This is a genomic window from Streptomyces sp. NPDC001732 (assembly GCF_053596315.1).
This window is the reverse complement of the sequence record NZ_JBSFFY010000045.1, coordinates 38513-52988: the sequence shown is the minus strand read 5'-3', so window position 1 is coordinate 52988 and position 14476 is coordinate 38513. Positions and strand designations below refer to the sequence as shown.

14 protein-coding genes and 4 pseudogenes are annotated in these 14476 nt (G+C 69.4%); 10 read left to right on the top strand and 8 right to left on the bottom strand.

Features of this window, described 5'->3' with window-relative positions; genetic code table 11:
* The 3 genes from ACWCXX_RS30365 to ACWCXX_RS30355 all read right to left on the bottom strand — a co-directional run.
* A partial coding sequence (locus ACWCXX_RS30365; RefSeq protein ID WP_451132786.1) for a hypothetical protein occupies positions 1-246 on the bottom strand: 246 nt, incomplete at its 3' end.
* 20 nt (positions 247-266) lie between these two features.
* Positions 267-1022 carry a CoA-transferase subunit beta gene (locus ACWCXX_RS30360; RefSeq protein ID WP_451132777.1) on the bottom strand — a complete coding sequence of 252 codons (756 nt, stop codon included), beginning with the start codon at positions 1020-1022 and terminating at the stop codon, positions 267-269.
* 2 nt (positions 1023-1024) lie between these two features.
* Positions 1025-1903: a CoA transferase subunit A gene (locus ACWCXX_RS30355; protein ID WP_451132775.1), complete on the bottom strand. Its 879-nt coding sequence runs from the start codon at positions 1901-1903 to the stop codon at positions 1025-1027.
* Positions 1904-2094: 191 nt separating this feature from the next.
* Between ACWCXX_RS30355 and ACWCXX_RS30350 the strand changes: the two genes are divergently transcribed.
* From ACWCXX_RS30350 to ACWCXX_RS30340, 3 genes are read left to right on the top strand one after another with little or no spacing between them, the layout of a single operon-like run.
* Complete coding sequence (locus ACWCXX_RS30350; protein ID WP_451132773.1) at positions 2095-2853, top strand: SDR family NAD(P)-dependent oxidoreductase; 759 nt, start codon at positions 2095-2097, stop codon at positions 2851-2853.
* 8 nt (positions 2854-2861) lie between these two features.
* On the top strand, positions 2862-3035 hold the full coding sequence (locus tag ACWCXX_RS30345; RefSeq protein ID WP_451132771.1) for a hypothetical protein: 174 nt from the start codon (positions 2862-2864) through the stop codon (positions 3033-3035).
* Positions 3036-3055: 20 nt separating this feature from the next.
* Positions 3056-3598, top strand: a complete 543-nt coding sequence (locus ACWCXX_RS30340; RefSeq protein WP_451132769.1) for a PaaI family thioesterase — start codon at positions 3056-3058, stop codon at positions 3596-3598.
* A gap of 99 nt (positions 3599-3697) precedes the next feature.
* Here ACWCXX_RS30340 and ACWCXX_RS30335 read toward each other — a convergent pair whose 3' ends face one another.
* Positions 3698-4339 carry a TetR/AcrR family transcriptional regulator gene (locus tag ACWCXX_RS30335; RefSeq protein WP_451132767.1) on the bottom strand — a complete coding sequence of 214 codons (642 nt, stop codon included), beginning with the start codon at positions 4337-4339 and terminating at the stop codon, positions 3698-3700.
* Between the two features lie 212 nt (positions 4340-4551).
* Between ACWCXX_RS30335 and ACWCXX_RS30330 the strand changes: the two genes are divergently transcribed.
* Both ACWCXX_RS30330 and ACWCXX_RS30325 read left to right on the top strand, forming a co-directional pair.
* Positions 4552-5172, top strand: coding sequence for an AMP-binding protein (locus ACWCXX_RS30330; protein ID WP_451132765.1), 621 nt, complete (start codon positions 4552-4554; stop codon positions 5170-5172).
* Positions 5172-6170: an AMP-binding protein gene (locus tag ACWCXX_RS30325; RefSeq protein ID WP_451132763.1), complete on the top strand. Its 999-nt coding sequence runs from the start codon at positions 5172-5174 to the stop codon at positions 6168-6170. The genes ACWCXX_RS30330 and ACWCXX_RS30325 overlap by 1 nt, the downstream gene beginning before the upstream one ends.
* A 57-nt stretch (positions 6171-6227) precedes the next feature.
* Here the strand turns inward: ACWCXX_RS30325 and ACWCXX_RS30320 are convergent, their stop codons facing one another.
* The gene (locus ACWCXX_RS30320; RefSeq protein WP_451132761.1) at positions 6228-7448 is read right to left on the bottom strand and encodes an acetyl-CoA C-acetyltransferase; all 1221 of its coding nucleotides are present in this window, start codon (positions 7446-7448) and stop codon (positions 6228-6230) included.
* 14 nt (positions 7449-7462) lie between these two features.
* Positions 7463-8266: an SDR family oxidoreductase gene (locus ACWCXX_RS30315; protein ID WP_451132759.1), complete on the bottom strand. Its 804-nt coding sequence runs from the start codon at positions 8264-8266 to the stop codon at positions 7463-7465.
* Between the two features lie 461 nt (positions 8267-8727).
* Between ACWCXX_RS30315 and ACWCXX_RS30310 the strand changes: the two are divergent.
* Positions 8728-9042, top strand: a pseudogene (locus ACWCXX_RS30310) (LLM class flavin-dependent oxidoreductase); the annotation flags it as partial.
* A gap of 92 nt (positions 9043-9134) precedes the next feature.
* Here ACWCXX_RS30310 and ACWCXX_RS30305 read toward each other — a convergent pair.
* Positions 9135-9380: a hypothetical protein gene (locus tag ACWCXX_RS30305; RefSeq protein WP_451132784.1), complete on the bottom strand. Its 246-nt coding sequence runs from the start codon at positions 9378-9380 to the stop codon at positions 9135-9137.
* A gap of 121 nt (positions 9381-9501) precedes the next feature.
* On the opposite strand from ACWCXX_RS30305, the pseudogene ACWCXX_RS30300 reads away from it, so the two are divergent.
* The 3 genes and pseudogenes from ACWCXX_RS30300 to ACWCXX_RS30290 all read left to right on the top strand — a co-directional run.
* Positions 9502-9750 (top strand): annotated as a pseudogene (locus tag ACWCXX_RS30300) (integrase core domain-containing protein); the annotation flags it as partial.
* A gap of 925 nt (positions 9751-10675) precedes the next feature.
* On the top strand, positions 10676-11038 hold the full coding sequence (locus ACWCXX_RS30295) for a hypothetical protein (RefSeq protein WP_451132757.1): 363 nt from the start codon (positions 10676-10678) through the stop codon (positions 11036-11038).
* A pseudogene (locus ACWCXX_RS30290) lies at positions 11035-11453 on the top strand (nucleotidyl transferase AbiEii/AbiGii toxin family protein); the annotation flags it as partial. The gene ACWCXX_RS30295 and the pseudogene ACWCXX_RS30290, both read left to right, overlap by 4 nt.
* A gap of 96 nt (positions 11454-11549) precedes the next feature.
* Here ACWCXX_RS30290 and ACWCXX_RS30285 read toward each other — a convergent pair.
* Positions 11550-11972 (bottom strand): annotated as a pseudogene (locus tag ACWCXX_RS30285) (IS1182 family transposase); the annotation flags it as partial.
* A 601-nt stretch (positions 11973-12573) separates the two neighbouring features.
* On the opposite strand from ACWCXX_RS30285, the gene ACWCXX_RS30280 reads away from it, so the two are divergent.
* Positions 12574-14034, top strand: a complete 1461-nt coding sequence (locus ACWCXX_RS30280; RefSeq protein WP_451132755.1) for an amino acid permease — start codon at positions 12574-12576, stop codon at positions 14032-14034.
* Positions 14035-14476: the final 442 nt, after the last annotated feature.

Here is a 14476-nt window from a genome sequence, read left to right as displayed (position 1 = left end):
GGTCTTGGCCTCGCCGGGGTAGAGGTCGGCGGCCCGGCGCATCGACAGGCCGGGCAGGTAGGCGACCCGGCAGCCCGATGGGCGGGCGGCGGCGACCAGCGGGCTGCCGTCCTGTTCGCGCTCACCGGTGCGAAGGACGGCGAGCGCGAGGCCCGGCGGACCGGCGCGCACCCGCTCAAGCCGCCGCAGCAGATCACCGGGTCGATCGACCAGACCCTCAAGGGCCGACCGGACCCGGAACGCCACGGCGGCAAGAGCACAGTCGGCTAGGAACGGACCTCGCGATTCCGGAGCCCGCGAGGGTCGATGACCTCGCGGATGAGCCGGAGTTCCTCGTCGTTCGGTACCCGGGTCCGGGTGGCGGAGTCCGCGTCGATGTCGAAACCCGTGTTCTCCCGGACCTCGTCGACCGTGACGCCGGGATGCACCGAGCGGATGCGGAGCCGGCCGTCGTCTCCGTAGTCCAGCACCGCCAGATTCGTGATCACCACGCCCAGGTCGTGGAACCTCAGCGCCTGACCGGCGTGCGCACGGGCCCGGTCGTTCCCCACGCCGGACACGACGTCGACCTTCTCGACGAAGGTCCTCGCAGTGTGCTGCGGAACCCAGTAGTCGGTGCGGTGGTTCACGGTGTTCCCCGGCGCCCCGCGGACTCCGATGAGCTGTCGGGTGGGGCGTTGCCAGTCGCCGATGAGGGAGATGTTCTGGTTGCCGTACTGGTCGATCTGGCTGGCGCCCATCATGCTCTGCCGACGACCGGTGGCGACGATGTCCAGGACGAGCCGGAAAGGCACCCAGCTTTCGATGACGCCGCCGGCGGCAGCGGTCCGGCCGAGTGGCGGCGGTTCGCTCATGAAGAAGGCCTCTCCGTCGGAGAGGACCAGGTCGGGGGAGGTCGTCAGGCGCGCGAGCCGGGCCCCGATGGAGGGGAGCGTGCCGACCGCGTGGGCCAGTACCTCGCCGGCGCCGCGCCAGGCGTCGGCACAGGCTGCGGCGCAGACTTCTGCTCGGGTGATTTCCATGGTCAGCCCTCCTCTCCGCCACGGTCCCGGGACGCGTGGAACTCCGCGACGGCCGCGTGGTACTCCCGCTCATTGCCCTGAAGGAACCTCTTGCGGAACAGCTGCCAGGAATCGGGGTCCTTGGCGGCGGACGCGTAGTGCGACTGGAATGTCTCGTCCCGCCCGTAGTCGGGTTCGCAGGAGGTGAAGTGCGCGCCCCGGGGCGCCTCGACCACCCCGGTGACGAACATGCGACTGATCAGCAACGACTGCGCAGGTGCGTCGGTGAGCAGCTCGTCGGTGGCCACGATCTTCTCGGCGCTGACGTAACAGCGGTCCGCGGCCATCGCATAGAGGTCGTCGAAGTACGGGTCCGGACCGAAGTACTGGGCGTTGCCCGCCGGATCCGCGCGGTTCACATGCACGAGCGCGACATCGAGGTTGAGGGCCTTCATCGCGACGTACTCCTCGTCTGCGTACGGGGAGGCGATCGTCGTGAGGTCCGGGTTCATCGCCAGCACGTCCGAGCCGAGTCCGGCCCGGATGGGCAGGAAGGAGAGCCGATTGGCGGCCGCGCGCAGGCCGGTGACGAACATGCCCTCGTCGTACTCCGCGGTCTCGACGGCGCCGCGCTCCCGCGCCGCCCGGAAATGCGGATCGAGCGCGATGCTGTCCAGCGAGACGAAGCCGTAGACGAGCTTGCGCACCTTGCCGGCCGCGCAGAGCAGTCCCACATCCGGGCCGCCGAGCGAGACGACGGTCAGGTCCTTCACCTCGCTGCGGAGGAGCTCGCGCACCAGGGCCATCGGCTTCCGCCGGGATCCCCATCCGCCGATTCCGATGGTCATGCCCGACTCGATCGTCGAGGCGAAGTCCTCGAGGGGCATCGACTTGTTGCCCATGAATCGTTCCTTTCACGCCTCGGGGATCGCACCGGCCGGCGCGATCCTAACCTAGCGCTTGCTTGCTTGAAGCGTAGCACGGGCCCCGTCCACCGGCTGTGGGCGAAAGCCTCGCCGGCCGCTCTATCAAGCAAGCGCTTGATAGGTTAGGTTGGCCTGTGCAGGCGAATCCGGGCAAGGAAGGCGAAGAAATGGTCGGTGTTGCCGAACACGCCGTCGTCACGGGCGGCAGCAGTGGGATCGGTCTCGCGGTGGTGCAACGGCTCCTCGCCAGGGGGCTCAATGTCACCGTTCTGGATCTGCAACCCCTGCTCTCCCGGCCCGAGTCGGCCGGAGGCGGGATCCTCCAGGAGTTCCCTGTCGACGTGACGGACGAGGAAGCGGTCCAGGCCGTCCTTGCCCAGGCCGCGAAGCGGGCGGGAGTGCCCACCCGGCTGGTCACCAGCCACGGGATCCGCGGTGCCTACGTGCCCGCCCTGGAGTTCGGCCTCCAGACCTGCCGGCGCGTGCTGGACGTCCATGTGGTGGGCACGCTGGTGATGGCCCGCTCGATGGTGAAGGCCATGGACCAAGCCGCCGACGGTGACCCCTTGCCGGGGTCGATCGTGCCGGTCTCCTCCACGACGGCGTACGGCGGCTGGGCCAACCAGGCCGACTACGGGGTGGCGAAGGCCGCTGTCCGTCAGCTCACCGAGAATCTCGCCATCGAGTGGGCGCCGCGCGGCGTCCGCGTGAACAGTGTCGCCCCCGGGCACACACTGACCCCGATGGTCCAGGAGATGATCGGCCAGGGCTACGACGTGAGCGCCACCGAGACCCGGACACCGCTGGGGCGGCTGTGCTCCCCGGACGAGACGGCCGCCGCGATCGAGTTCCTGCTGCTCGACGCGTCCTTCTCCACGGGAGTGTGCATGCCCGTGGACGGCGGGTGGACGGTGGTCGGCAGGTGAGCGGCGGCATGCGGGCGTGGAAGGCCAACGGAGTCCGGGTCTACCGGGAACTCGCGAGGCGCTCCCTCGCCACACTGCGCGAGGCGATGCCGTTGGAGGCGGTCGAGCCGGCCCGCAGGCGCGTCAGCACCGGCCGCGAGGTGTCGATCCCGCTGCACGAGATGCACAGGGCGGCCAAGTGAGCACGGCGGAGCGTGAACGCATGGTCGAGGCCACCCGCGCGCTGGCCCATGCCGTCGGGGTGGCGGAGGTTCCCGGCGAGGACCTCGCCGCGGCCACCGAGGCGGTCAGGGCCGTGAGCCGGGCGCTGGAGAAGCAGACCCGGAAGCGCTGCGTCGTGGAACCCTTCGCCAGTACCGCCGAGAGCCGGCAGGTCGTGCTCGACAGGTACAACCCGGGACTGATCCCACTTGAGGTGCACTTCCTCGATGACGGCACCGCCGCAGCCACCATCACCATGAACGCCCTGCACCGGGGCCCCACGGACTCGGTGCACGGGGGAGTGGGCGCACTCCTGATGGACGACCTCCTCGGAATCCTCGTGCGGTCCAAGAAGCTCCTGTGCGTGACCGGGACGCCGAACGTGCGCTACCTGGCGCTCACCCCGCTCGACCGGCCGCTCGAACTCGGGGCCAGGCTCGTGGCCCACTCGGGGCGCAAGGTCACCGCGGCGGGATGGATCGAATGCGCCGGAGTGAGGAGGGTCGAGGCCGACGGACTGTTCATCGAGGTGGCTCGTCGCTGAGGGTTGCGGGACAGCCCTTGGCCAGGCCCGGCAAACCGAAATGGCCTCGACCCGTGTGCAGGGTCGCGGCCATTTCGGTGAGCGGCGTTCGGTGGGCGGCTACTCCGCGCGGAGGCCGCCGTGCAGCACGGTGAGGTACTGCGCCGCGACGGTTCCGGGCTTGTACTTGCCGCCCGGGCGGTACCACCGCACGGCGGACCAGACGGTGTCCCGGATGAACCGGTAGGTCAGGCTGACGTCGACGTCGGCCCGGAACACCCCGGACTTCTGCCCCGCCCTGAGCACCCGCAGCCAGATCTTCTCGATCTTCTTGCCGATCTCGTCGACGTACTCGAAGCCGGGCTGGCGACTGAGCATGGTCGATTCGTTCTGGTAGAGCGCCACGGCAAACGGTGTGGTGTGGATGGCGTCGAAGGAATGCCTGATCAGCTCGTCGAGGATCTGCTCCGGGTTCTCCCCCTCCTTCTCGATCGCGGTGAAGCGCTCGAGGAGCCGGCCGAGGAAGTCACGGAGGATCTCGTCGAGCATTTCCTCCTTGGAGCTGAAGTGGTGGTAAAGGCTGCCCGACAGGATGCCCGCCTCGTCGGCGATGTCCCGGACGGTCGTCTCGGCGTAACCTCGAGTGGCGAACAACTCGGCAGCTATGCCCAGCAGCTCGCCACGGCGGTCCGAGCCGCTGTTCCCACCGGCCCTGGAGCCGGCCTTCCTGGCCGCTGTCTGCACGGGCCGCCTTGCCGCCATGTTGTTCGTCCCTCCTAGCGGGAGACTGTGCGTCCCCCCAACAAGCACTTGTTTAAGTCTGCCACAGGGCCTGTACGGGATGCGGTTCGGTGCACCGTGATGCACCGTCGGCGCCCCGCCCGATGCGCCGGCCGCGCCGCGCGGTCAGTGGCACGGTAGTCAGTCGTCAATTAGTATACCAACCAAGCATTTGGTCAATTCGGAGGAGCCACGTGAGCAGTGCCGCAACCCCACTGACCATCCCCCGCCTCCTCGCGGACGCGGCGGCGAAGTACCGAAGGCACCTGGCCGTCGTCGACGGTGACATCCGCGTCAGCTACCAAGAACTGGCCGACCTGGCCTTCCGGGCCGCCCGAGCCTACGTCGCAACCGGCATCCGCCCGGGGGACCGCGTCGCGATCTGGGCGCCGAACCGGATCGAGTTCATGCTCGCCATGCTGGGGGCCCAGTCGGCGGGCGCGTCGGTGGTCCCGATGAACACGCGCTACCGCGGTCACGAAGCCGCCGTCATCCTCAGGCGGTCGAGGGCTTCGGTGCTCGTGCCCGCAGGAGGATTCCTCGGCAACGACTTCGGGGCGATGCTGCGTGCCGCCGTGGCCGGGGAAGCGGACCCGGGCGAGGCCGGGCCCGTACCGGGCCTTCCCGAGCTGAAGACCGTGGTCGACATCACCGCCACGCGGTCCTCGGCCGACACGCCGGCCTGGCCGGACTTCCTCCGTCGCGCCGATGCGGTCCCGTCCGGGCGGGGGGTGGAGATCGCCGACGCCGTGACTCCCGAGGACGTCTGCGACATCTGTTCACCTCGGGCACCACGGGCGTGCCCAAGGGCGTGATGAGCGCCCACCGCCAGACCATCGGCGTGGCCCGGGTCTGGGCCAAGGGCGCAGCACTGAGCCCGGCCGACAACTACGGGATAGTGAACCCGTTCTTCCACGGCTTCGGTTACAAGGCGGGCATGATCGCCGCGCTCGCCGCCGGCTCCACGATCTACCCCCTGCCCACGTTCGACGCGGACCAGATCCTCGAACTGATCGGCTCCGCCCGGATCTCCGTGCTCCCCGGTGCGCCCACGATCTTCACCTCCCTCCTCGACCATCCGCGGCTGCGGGAGTTCGACCTCGGCTCGCTGCGCTTCGCGATCGCCGGGGCGGCAACGGTTCCCGAGTCCCTTTTCCGGAGGATGCTCGACGAGCTGGGATTCGAGGCCGTGGCGCAGGCCTACGGTCTGACCGAGTGCGTCGTGGCCACCCAGTCCCGTCCGAACGAGGACCCGGCACACGTCGCGGAGACGACCGGCCCGGCCGTCCCGGGCATCGAGATCCGTGCCGTCGACGCGGACCGGAAGGACGTGCCCGTGGGCCAGGACGGCGAGATCCTGCTCCGAGGCGACAACGTCATGCTCGGCTACTTCGAGGACGAGGACGAGACCCGTGCCGCGATCGACGCCGAGGGCTGGTTCCACACCGGAGACGTGGGCCGGCTCGACGAGCACGGCTGTCTGAAGATCACCGACCGCATCAAGGACGTGTTCATCGTCGGCGGCTTCAACGTCCACCCCGCCGAAGTGGAAAACACCCTGGGTGCCCACCCCGACATCTCCGAGTCGGCGGTCGTGGGCATTCCCGACGAGCGGCTGGGCACAGTGCCGTGCGCCTACGTCGTGCCCCGTCGTGGCGCCCAGCCCTCGGCGGAGGACATCATCGCCTTCTGCCGGACCAGGCTGGCGAACTTCAAGGTGCCCCGCAAGGTCGTGCTCATCGGAGAGTTCCCCAGAAACGCCAGTGGCAAGATCCTGAAGAGGGATCTGCGAGGCGGGGCACCGGCCGACTGAGCCGTGGCGGCTCGACCCCGGTCGGGTCGAGCGCCACGGCTCGGTGTCCTGCCCGATTCAGCTCAGTCGTTCCAGGACCAGGGCCATGCCCTGGCCGCCGGCGACACACATGGTCTCCAGCCCGAACTGCTCGTCCCGCTCCTGCAGCGCGTGGATCAGCGTGGTGGCGATCCGGGCCCCGGTCATCCCGAAGGGGTGACCGAGGGCGATCGCGCCGCCGTTCACGTTGACCTTCTCCGGGTCGGCCCCCAGCTGCCGGACCGACGGGATCGCCTGCGCGGCGAAGGCCTCGTTGATCTCGAACAGGTCGATGTCGTCCACTGCGAGACCGGCCCGGTCCAGCGCCTGGAGGCCGGCCTCGACCGGGCCCAGGCCCATGATCTCCGGGCTCAGCGCCGACAGGCCGGTGGAGACGATCCGCGCCAGCGGCGTGAGTCCCAGTTCGGCCGCCCGGCGGTCGCTCATGACGACCAGCGCGGCCGCCCCGTCGTTCAGCGGGCAGCAGTTCGCGGCGGTGACCGTACCGCCCTCCCGGAACACCGGCTGCATGGCCGAGACCTTCTCCAGGGTCACGCCCTTGCGCGGTCCGTCGTCGGACGTCACCACGGTGCCGTCCGGCAGGGTGACCGGTGTGATGTCCCGCTTCCAGAATCCGCGTGCGTCGGCCGCTTCCGCGAGGTGCTGGCTGCGGACCGCGAACTCGTCCTGCTCGCGCCGGGAGACCCCGCAGATCCGGGCCACGTTCTCGGCGGTGTCGCCCATCCCGATGTAGACGTCGGGCAGCTCGCCCGCCGGGCGCGGGTCGGTCCACTCGGCGTCCTGGTCGCCGGCTCGGCGCAGGGTGCGCCGGGCCGCCTCGGAGTACGCCGGGTTACGGGTGTCGGGCATGCCGTCGGCCTTGCCCCTGCCGAACCGGGAGACCATCTCCACCCCGGCCGACACGAACGCCCGGCCCTCACCGGCCTTGATGGCATGGAACGCCATCCGGGTGGTCTGCAGCGACGAGGAGCAGTACCGCTGGACCGTGGTCCCGGGGACCTTGTCCAGGCCGAGCCGCAACGCGATCATCCGGCCCAGGTTGTAGCCCTGTTCGCCGGCCGGCTGGGCACAGCCCACCATCAGATCCGCTATCTCCTTCGGATCGAGCTCGGGCACCTGCGCAAGCGCGGCCCGGACCATCTCCGCGCCCAGGTCGTCGGGGCGCAGGTCCTTGAGCGATCCCTTGTGGGCCCGCCCGATGGGTGAGCGTACGGCGGAGACGATGACTGCCTCAGGCATGACAGGGTTCCCTTTCACGGTTCGAGCTTGCTGGTACTCAGCAGCCCCTTGTTCGGAGCGTGCTGCAAGAAGGCCGGCCACTCGCCGCCACCGTCGACGTTCAGGACGGCACCGGTGATGTGACTCGCGAGCGGGGAGGCGAGCATGACGCAGGCCGCTCCGACGTCGCCGGGCCGGGCGAAGACTCCCCGTGGGATGGTCGCCGCGACCCTGGCGGCCTGCTCCGGGTCGCCGTAGTGGTCCGTCGACCCGGGCGTCTCCACCAGCCCGGAGCTGATCGCGTTGACGCGAACCCGGGGTGCCCATTCCACGGCCAGGCTGGTGGTGAGGCTCTCCAGGGCGGCTTTGGCCGCGCCGTAGACGGCGGTGCCGGGGCTGGGCCGCCGGGCGCTGATGGAGGTGATGTTGAGGACCACGCCGCCGTCGCTCTGCGCGTTCATGACGGGGAAGACGGCCTGGGAAACAAAGGCCGCCGACAGGAAGTTGAGCTCTGTGATCCTGCGGTGAAAGCGCGGGGAAGCGGTCGCGAAGTGCGCGAAGGGCGCGCCGCCCGCGTTGTTCACCGCGACGTCGATCCGGCCCCGCCGTGCGGTGATGTCATCGACCCACCGTGCGACCTGTTCCTCGTCGCGGACGTCCACCTGGCTGAAGTGCGCCGACTCGCCGTCGACCGACCGTGTGGAATCCGGGATGCTCCGCCCGCAGATCTCGATGTGCGCGCCGGCCCGCAAGAACATCTCGACGATGCCGTCGCCGACCCCCTTGGCGCCACCCGTAACCAGGACGACCTTTCCGGACATGTCCACCTGGAGCGACACGCCGACTCCTTTCGTCATACGTGCGAGAGGCCGCCGCGCTACAGCTCCCGGAGGGCAATCGCTCCCGCCCCGGGGACACCGTCCGTGCCTTCACCGAAAGCCGCGGCGGTCATTGTGAGTTGTTCGCCCGGGGGACGTGGCACCAACCCGTCCGCCATGCGCACGGGAGCACACCCTAGCCAACGAACCAACCAAACGCTAGGTTTGTCATCATCCGATGTTCCACCCGGCATCCCGGCGCGAAGCGCTCGGTCGTCGCCCCGGCCGCAGCCGGAGCGACGGCCGAGCCCCCTCCGGCCTGCGACGGGGTACCGGCACTCGCGAACCGGCACGCGCAGACGAAGGGCAAGGGCCGGTCCGGTCTTCTTCGTGCCCAACCAATTGCTTGCTTTAGCGCTTTCAGTGCTGCGTCAGTCGGCACCGAAGGAGCACCCGTGGAACCTCACAACCAGCAGCGCGAGATGCACTTCGCCGTGTTCGCCCAGGGACTGGGCGCAGCACACTCCGTGTGGAAGTCCCCACGCACGTCACCGGAGGCGGTCCACACCCTCGCACACTGGGCAGAGGTGGCGCGGACCGCCGAGGAGGGCAAGCTGGACGCGATCTTCATCGCCGACGCCCTCACCCTGGCCAAGTCCATCGGCTCCGACGCGAGCGAACGTCCGGACCCGGTGTCCGTCCTGTCCGCCCTGGCGGCCGTCACCTCGCACATCGGCCTCATCGGCACCAGTTCGACCACCTACAACGACCCGTTCACGGTCGCCCGGCAGTTCGCGAACCTCGGCGATGTCCGTCATCTCCGTCCCCAGCGGGGGGAAGTCGGCGGTGGCCAGGTCGATGATCGCCTGGACCTCGGGACGGGGCCGGCTCACGCGTCCGCCCCCTTCCGGGGGAAGGCCGGCATCCGTCCGGCCGACGCCCGGCCGTCCACCGGGAGTTCGGTGCCGGGCAGGTACGACGAGTCCTCGAAGGCGAGGAACGCGACGAAGCGGCGGGCCTTCGCCCCGAGGGCGGCGAACGGCCGGGTCTCGGCCTCGCCCGTGCCGTGTGGCTCGCCCATGCTGCGTGCCGCACCCGTGACCAGCGCGACCTTTCCTGTCAGACCGACGGACATCAGCGGTTCTCCTGGTTGCGGATGCTCGGAAGAGGCCTCGTGTCCCGCCGGCACGGGGCGTCCGTCAAGCCTGCCCGTACCGGGCCCTCGGCGGCAGTGTCCTTTCCCGGTGAGCGGGAAGCTCCTCGGGGCCCGGCACCAGAAGGTCAACCCGCGCACCCCGCGGCACAACGGCAAGGCAGAGGGGTGCAACCGCATCCTGCCCGAAGAGTTCCTCTGTGCCCGGACCTGGACGTCAGAACAAGAACGTGCCGATGCGCTCGCCTTCCGGAAAGTCCACTGCAACTGCCACCACCCGCACGCCGCTGCCGGAAATCTTCCACCAGCAGCTCAACTCCGCGACAGCCTCACCAACGTCATGTCCTCGTACGCCTGGTCCTGCTCCCCTCATGCACCTGACGTGGCGTCAGTCGAGTCGGCATCTGATCGGCATCGGTCCCCGCACATTCCGAGGCGGGTGTCCGAGCGGATGCGTGGTCGGTGACGTCACAACAGCCTGGTCGGCACGGAAACGCGGGCAGGGAACCCTCTCGTCGGAGCGAAGCGATGTTCCTCGCGACCATCGAGTCAGAGGTGTGCCCAGGTAGAGTGAAAGCCGCCCTTGACCTGCAGAAAGCAGGCAGGGAGCTGTCTTCCAGGAGTCCAAGATGCTGCGTACTCTGTTCAAGTCCAAGATCTAGCGGTTGGGTGTTTTTGCAGGTCAGAGGTGTGATGGCCCCGCTCGGGTCAGCAAACGGTCAGCATCGGGCGCGGGAGCGTCCCGGCTTGCTGACCTGGTGGCCGCCATGACGGGGGACCTGCAACACAGGTGCCCGGCTCCCGCTCGGGAGGTTCGCTGCGTGACTCGACAGCTCGTCCGCGGCATGGGTCCTGAGAGAGCGGGCTGCGTTCGGGGCCGAAGCTGCGTGCCATATGGATGCCGCCTGTCCCCTCCGGCCGCGACCTCGCCCGCCCTGGTGTCCTTCTCGTCCACTGCGCCGGCGCCATGGGCCTCGGCTTCGGCACCGTCGTCATTCCCGACACCGAGACCGAAGCCGCAGCCGACTCCACCGCGGCGGCCCTCCGCGTGTCCTGCTGCATCATGATCACCCGTGCCCGCGGGCGGGGCTGGTCCTGGGTCGGCAGGGCGGCCGGTTGCCGCGCGCTGCCTGGGGGCTGCGCGGGTAGGCCATGATGCGCTGAGCGCCCACTGGGTGAGATGTCCGAGGGAGTGGCGGGCGGCGCCCGACCCGTACGTACGCCAGGGGAGCCCCGTATCCACCGTGCAGCCGCCTCCCAGCAGCGATATTGGATGCATGGACACGACGATCACCGCCCCCCGCGCCGAGGTGCTGCGGGACCGCTACCGCAGCCGACTGCCCGAGCGCTTGCAGGAGCTGGCCGGCCCCGTCGAGGGCAACGTGGACCTGCCGCTCCACATCGTCCGGTCCGGGCGGACGAGCTACGGTCTGGACCGTCCGAAGTCCCGCATGACGTTCTACCGGACCGTCCTCGCCGAAGGACTGAGTGAGGACCTGGTGGCCCTCCTGCACCACCGGCTGCTCACCGAGCAGTGGCCCGTGCTGCGGCGCTTGATCAGTCCCTACATCCGCGAGGTCTGGGAGGACGCCTTCCCCGAGCTGCTCCGCACCGCTCCGGCCGACCCGACCGCCGCGTGAAGCTCACTCCGCTCCACGAGCGTCTCCTCGCCGACATCCTCGACCTCGGTTCCCCTACCCTCTGGTCCTCACCGGCGGATACGCCGTGCAGGCCCACGGCCTGGTCGAACGCTTCAGCCGTGACCTCGACGTCGCCACCGAGAACCCCGCTCCGATGCAGGAGATCGTCGCCTCACTCACAGCAGGCCTCAGCGCGCGCGGATGGCGGACCACGCACGTCCAGACCGATCCGCTCAGCGGCCGGTTCCTCGTCACCGGTCCGGCCACCGGCGAGGAGTGCGAGGTCGACGTCCTCAAGGAGGCGTTCTGGGCTCCGCCCGCCCAGACCCCCTACGGTCCCGTTCTTTCCCTCGACGACGTGATCGGCACCAAGGTCCGTGCCCTCGCCGACCGCGGCACCGTCCGCGACCTCATCGGCCGTGGGCGAGTTCATTGACCGTGCCTTCCACCCCGAGCGCACGGCGTATCGGATCTTCCACTCGGGGGTCTGCTGCTCGGCGCGGGCGCGAAGCTCCAGGTCTCGGAGTTCGCGTGGGGGAAAGCCCACGGTGCGGACGCTTTCCCGTGAGGTGGTGCACTGGGTGCGGGCGGGGCAGGGCTGACACTGGCCCTTGGTGAATTTCGCCACGACCAGCGGGGCCGCGGTGGGTGAGGACGTCGGGTACGGGCCGTGCCGGCCCCGGCTGTCGTGAGTGGTGGCCGCGGTGGTCGCCACGTCCGTGATCACGTTGGGGGCGTCCGGGGCACGGGTCTCGGTCAGATGAGCGGAGAATCCCCTCCAGCTGATGATGTGTCCGTGCCGTGCATAGCGGGCCGGGGTGTCGTAGGGCGAGACGATCGCCCGGGACGAGGGCGGCAGCCCCGGTCCGCCGTCCTCGTCGGTGCGCCAGAGCAGGCGGCTCGCGGCGTCGCGGTAGTAGTAGTTCTGCACCATGATCTGGCGCAAGGCCTGGACGCGGGGGCCGGACGCCCGGCCTGTCCCGTGCTGGTAGAGGTGTTCCAGGAGCCGGACAGCGTCGTCGCCGGTGGCGAGGATCCTGGCCTTGGGCCTGGTGGGGTTCTTGCCCAGGCGGACGGGCCGTCCGTAGCGGTGCCCCCACTCCTCGTCTATCAGGCCGTCCAGCAGGTGCCCGACGGTGCCGGCGACCTCTTCCAGTGCGGCACGTACCGCTTCAGTGATCAGTTCCAGGCGGGTCAGGTCGCGGACCGCGGCCAGGACGTGGGTGAAGTCGGTGCGCTGCGTGGTGCATTCGCCCACGAGGCCGGCTTCCTTGAGGCGGGCCAGGGCGAGGTCGAGGAGGCGGTCGGCCCGGTCGGCAGCGCCCCCACTGCCCGGCCGCACCGGGACACGCCACCCCTTAATTATCGGAGCGTAACCTCTGAAGAACCTCAGATTCACTCGTCAGTGATGTGGAACACTGACAGAATCCCAGGAATCCCGAATGATGTGTCGTCGAGCCGTGCCACGGGGACGACTCCCTGGCCGGCCATGGCCGGGACCGCCCACCTTCCCCTCACAAAGGCGAACCTCCTCCATGAGTGACCGCACCACTGCGGCCGATACGCTCGCCGTTTCCCCACCGTCGGCGGGCTCCCCCCACCGGGACGCCGGCGATGCCGGTTACAGCAAGGACCTCAAGTCCCGCCACATCAACATGATCGCCATCGGCGGCGCGATCGGCACCGGCCTGTTCCTGGGCGCGGGCGGGAGACTGGCCGGAGCGGGCCCCTCGCTCGCCCTCGCCTACGCGGTCTGCGGTGTCTTCGCCTTCTTCGTCGTCCGCGCGCTCGGCGAGCTGGTCCTCTACCGGCCCTCCTCCGGTGCCTTCGTCTCGTACGCCCGCGAGTTCATGGGCGAGAAGGGCGCCTTCGCGGCCGGCTGGCTGTACTTCCTGAACTGGTCGACCACCGCCGTCGCCGACATCACCGCGGCCGCCACCTACGCCCACTTCTGGGCGATGTTCAGCGACATCCCACAGTGGATTCTCGCGCTGATCGCCCTGGCCGTCGTCCTCACCGCCAACCTCATCTCGGTGAAGTACTTCGGCGAGATGGAGTTCTGGTTCGCGATCATCAAGGTCTCCGCCCTAATGGCCTTCATGCTCATCGGCATCTTCCTGGTGGTCACCCAGCACCCGGTGGACGGCCACACTCCGGGTATCTCCACCATCACCGACAGCGGCGGCATCTTCCCCACCGGCATGCTCCCGATGCTGATGGTGATCCAGGGCGTCGTGTTCGCGTACGCCTCCGTCGAGCTGTGCGGCGTCGCCGCGGGTGAGACGGAGAACCCCGAGAAGATCATGCCCAGGGCGATCAACTCGATCATGTGGCGCGTCGGCCTCTTCTACGTCGGCTCGGTGGTGCTGCTGGCCCTCCTGCTGCCGTACACCTCGTACTCGGCAGACCAGAGTCCCTTCGTCACCGTCATGGACAAGCTCGGTATTCCGGGCGCGGCCGGTGTGATGAACCTGGTCGTGCTGACCGCGGCGCTCTCCAGCCTGAACTCCGGTCTGTACTCCACCGGGCGCATTCTGCGCTCCATGGCGCTGGCGGGCTCCGCGCCCCGGTTCACCGGCCGGATGAACAGAGGCCAGGTACCCTACGGCGGCATCCTGCTGACCGCCGGTTTCGGTGTACTCGGCGTCGTGCTCAACTACGTCATGCCGGGCCAGGCGTTCGAGATCGTCCTGAACTTCGCATCGATCGGCATCCTCGGCACCTGGGGCATGATCATGCTCTGCTCGCTGCTGTTCTGGTACCGCTCGCAGGACGGCAGGGTCACCCGCCCTTCGTACCGGCTGCCCTGGGCCCCGTACACGCAGATCGTCACGCTGGTGTTCCTGGCCGGTGTCGTGTTCCTGATGTGGTGGGAGGGCGGAGTGGGCCGCACGACCGTGCTGTGCCTGCCGCTGATCGCGGCGGCGCTGGTCGGCGGCTGGTTCGTCGTCCGTGGACGGGTGAATGACCTTGCGCGGGCGCGCCAGGACGCCTGACGTTTCCAGGCAACGGCGACGGCCCGCGCGGGTTGATTCCGCGCGGGCCGTTCGCGTGGAAGGAGAATGCCGATCTCGTCGAAGCGACGCAGAGCGCCGGCTTGCCCCGATGGGCCTCGCGCAGGCGTCTGACCCGCTCCTCGAAAGCGGTGATGTCACCGGTGCGGGCGTGGGCGGCGCGCAGGTCGTCCAAGAGCGCGGAGGCGCGGTCGTAGGCTGTGGGCTTCTTCTGCGCGATGAGGCCCTCTGCTCCGCGTTGTAGGCGAGATGGTCCAGTTGGCCGACGCGGGCCGCCTCGGCGGCCTCGACGCGACGGCGCTCGTCCGCTTCCCGCGCCGCGCGTTCCCGCTCAAGGCGCCCGGTGCACTGGGCATGAGCGGCGTCCAGAAGAGGTGCGGCAGTTCTGCCGCGGGTGCTCACCACACTGGCGCACCGGTTCTCC

Coding starts and splice junctions, on each gene's coding strand:
- ACWCXX_RS30350 (WP_451132773.1), top strand. CDS start 2,095: ATGGTCGGTGTTGCCGAACACGCCGTCGTCACGGGCGGCAGCAGTGGG.
- ACWCXX_RS30325 (WP_451132763.1), top strand. CDS start 5,172: ATGAGCGCCCACCGCCAGACCATCGGCGTGGCCCGGGTCTGGGCCAAG.
- ACWCXX_RS30345 (WP_451132771.1), top strand. CDS start 2,862: ATGCGGGCGTGGAAGGCCAACGGAGTCCGGGTCTACCGGGAACTCGCG.
- ACWCXX_RS30295 (WP_451132757.1), top strand. CDS start 10,676: ATGGACACGACGATCACCGCCCCCCGCGCCGAGGTGCTGCGGGACCGC.
- ACWCXX_RS30320 (WP_451132761.1), bottom strand. CDS start 7,448: ATGCCTGAGGCAGTCATCGTCTCCGCCGTACGCTCACCCATCGGGCGG.
- ACWCXX_RS30340 (WP_451132769.1), top strand. CDS start 3,056: ATGGTCGAGGCCACCCGCGCGCTGGCCCATGCCGTCGGGGTGGCGGAG.
- ACWCXX_RS30355 (WP_451132775.1), bottom strand. CDS start 1,903: ATGGGCAACAAGTCGATGCCCCTCGAGGACTTCGCCTCGACGATCGAG.
- ACWCXX_RS30305 (WP_451132784.1), bottom strand. CDS start 9,380: ATGTCCGTCGGTCTGACAGGAAAGGTCGCGCTGGTCACGGGTGCGGCA.
- ACWCXX_RS30280 (WP_451132755.1), top strand. CDS start 12,574: ATGAGTGACCGCACCACTGCGGCCGATACGCTCGCCGTTTCCCCACCG.
- ACWCXX_RS30360 (WP_451132777.1), bottom strand. CDS start 1,022: ATGGAAATCACCCGAGCAGAAGTCTGCGCCGCAGCCTGTGCCGACGCC.
- ACWCXX_RS30335 (WP_451132767.1), bottom strand. CDS start 4,339: ATGGCGGCAAGGCGGCCCGTGCAGACAGCGGCCAGGAAGGCCGGCTCC.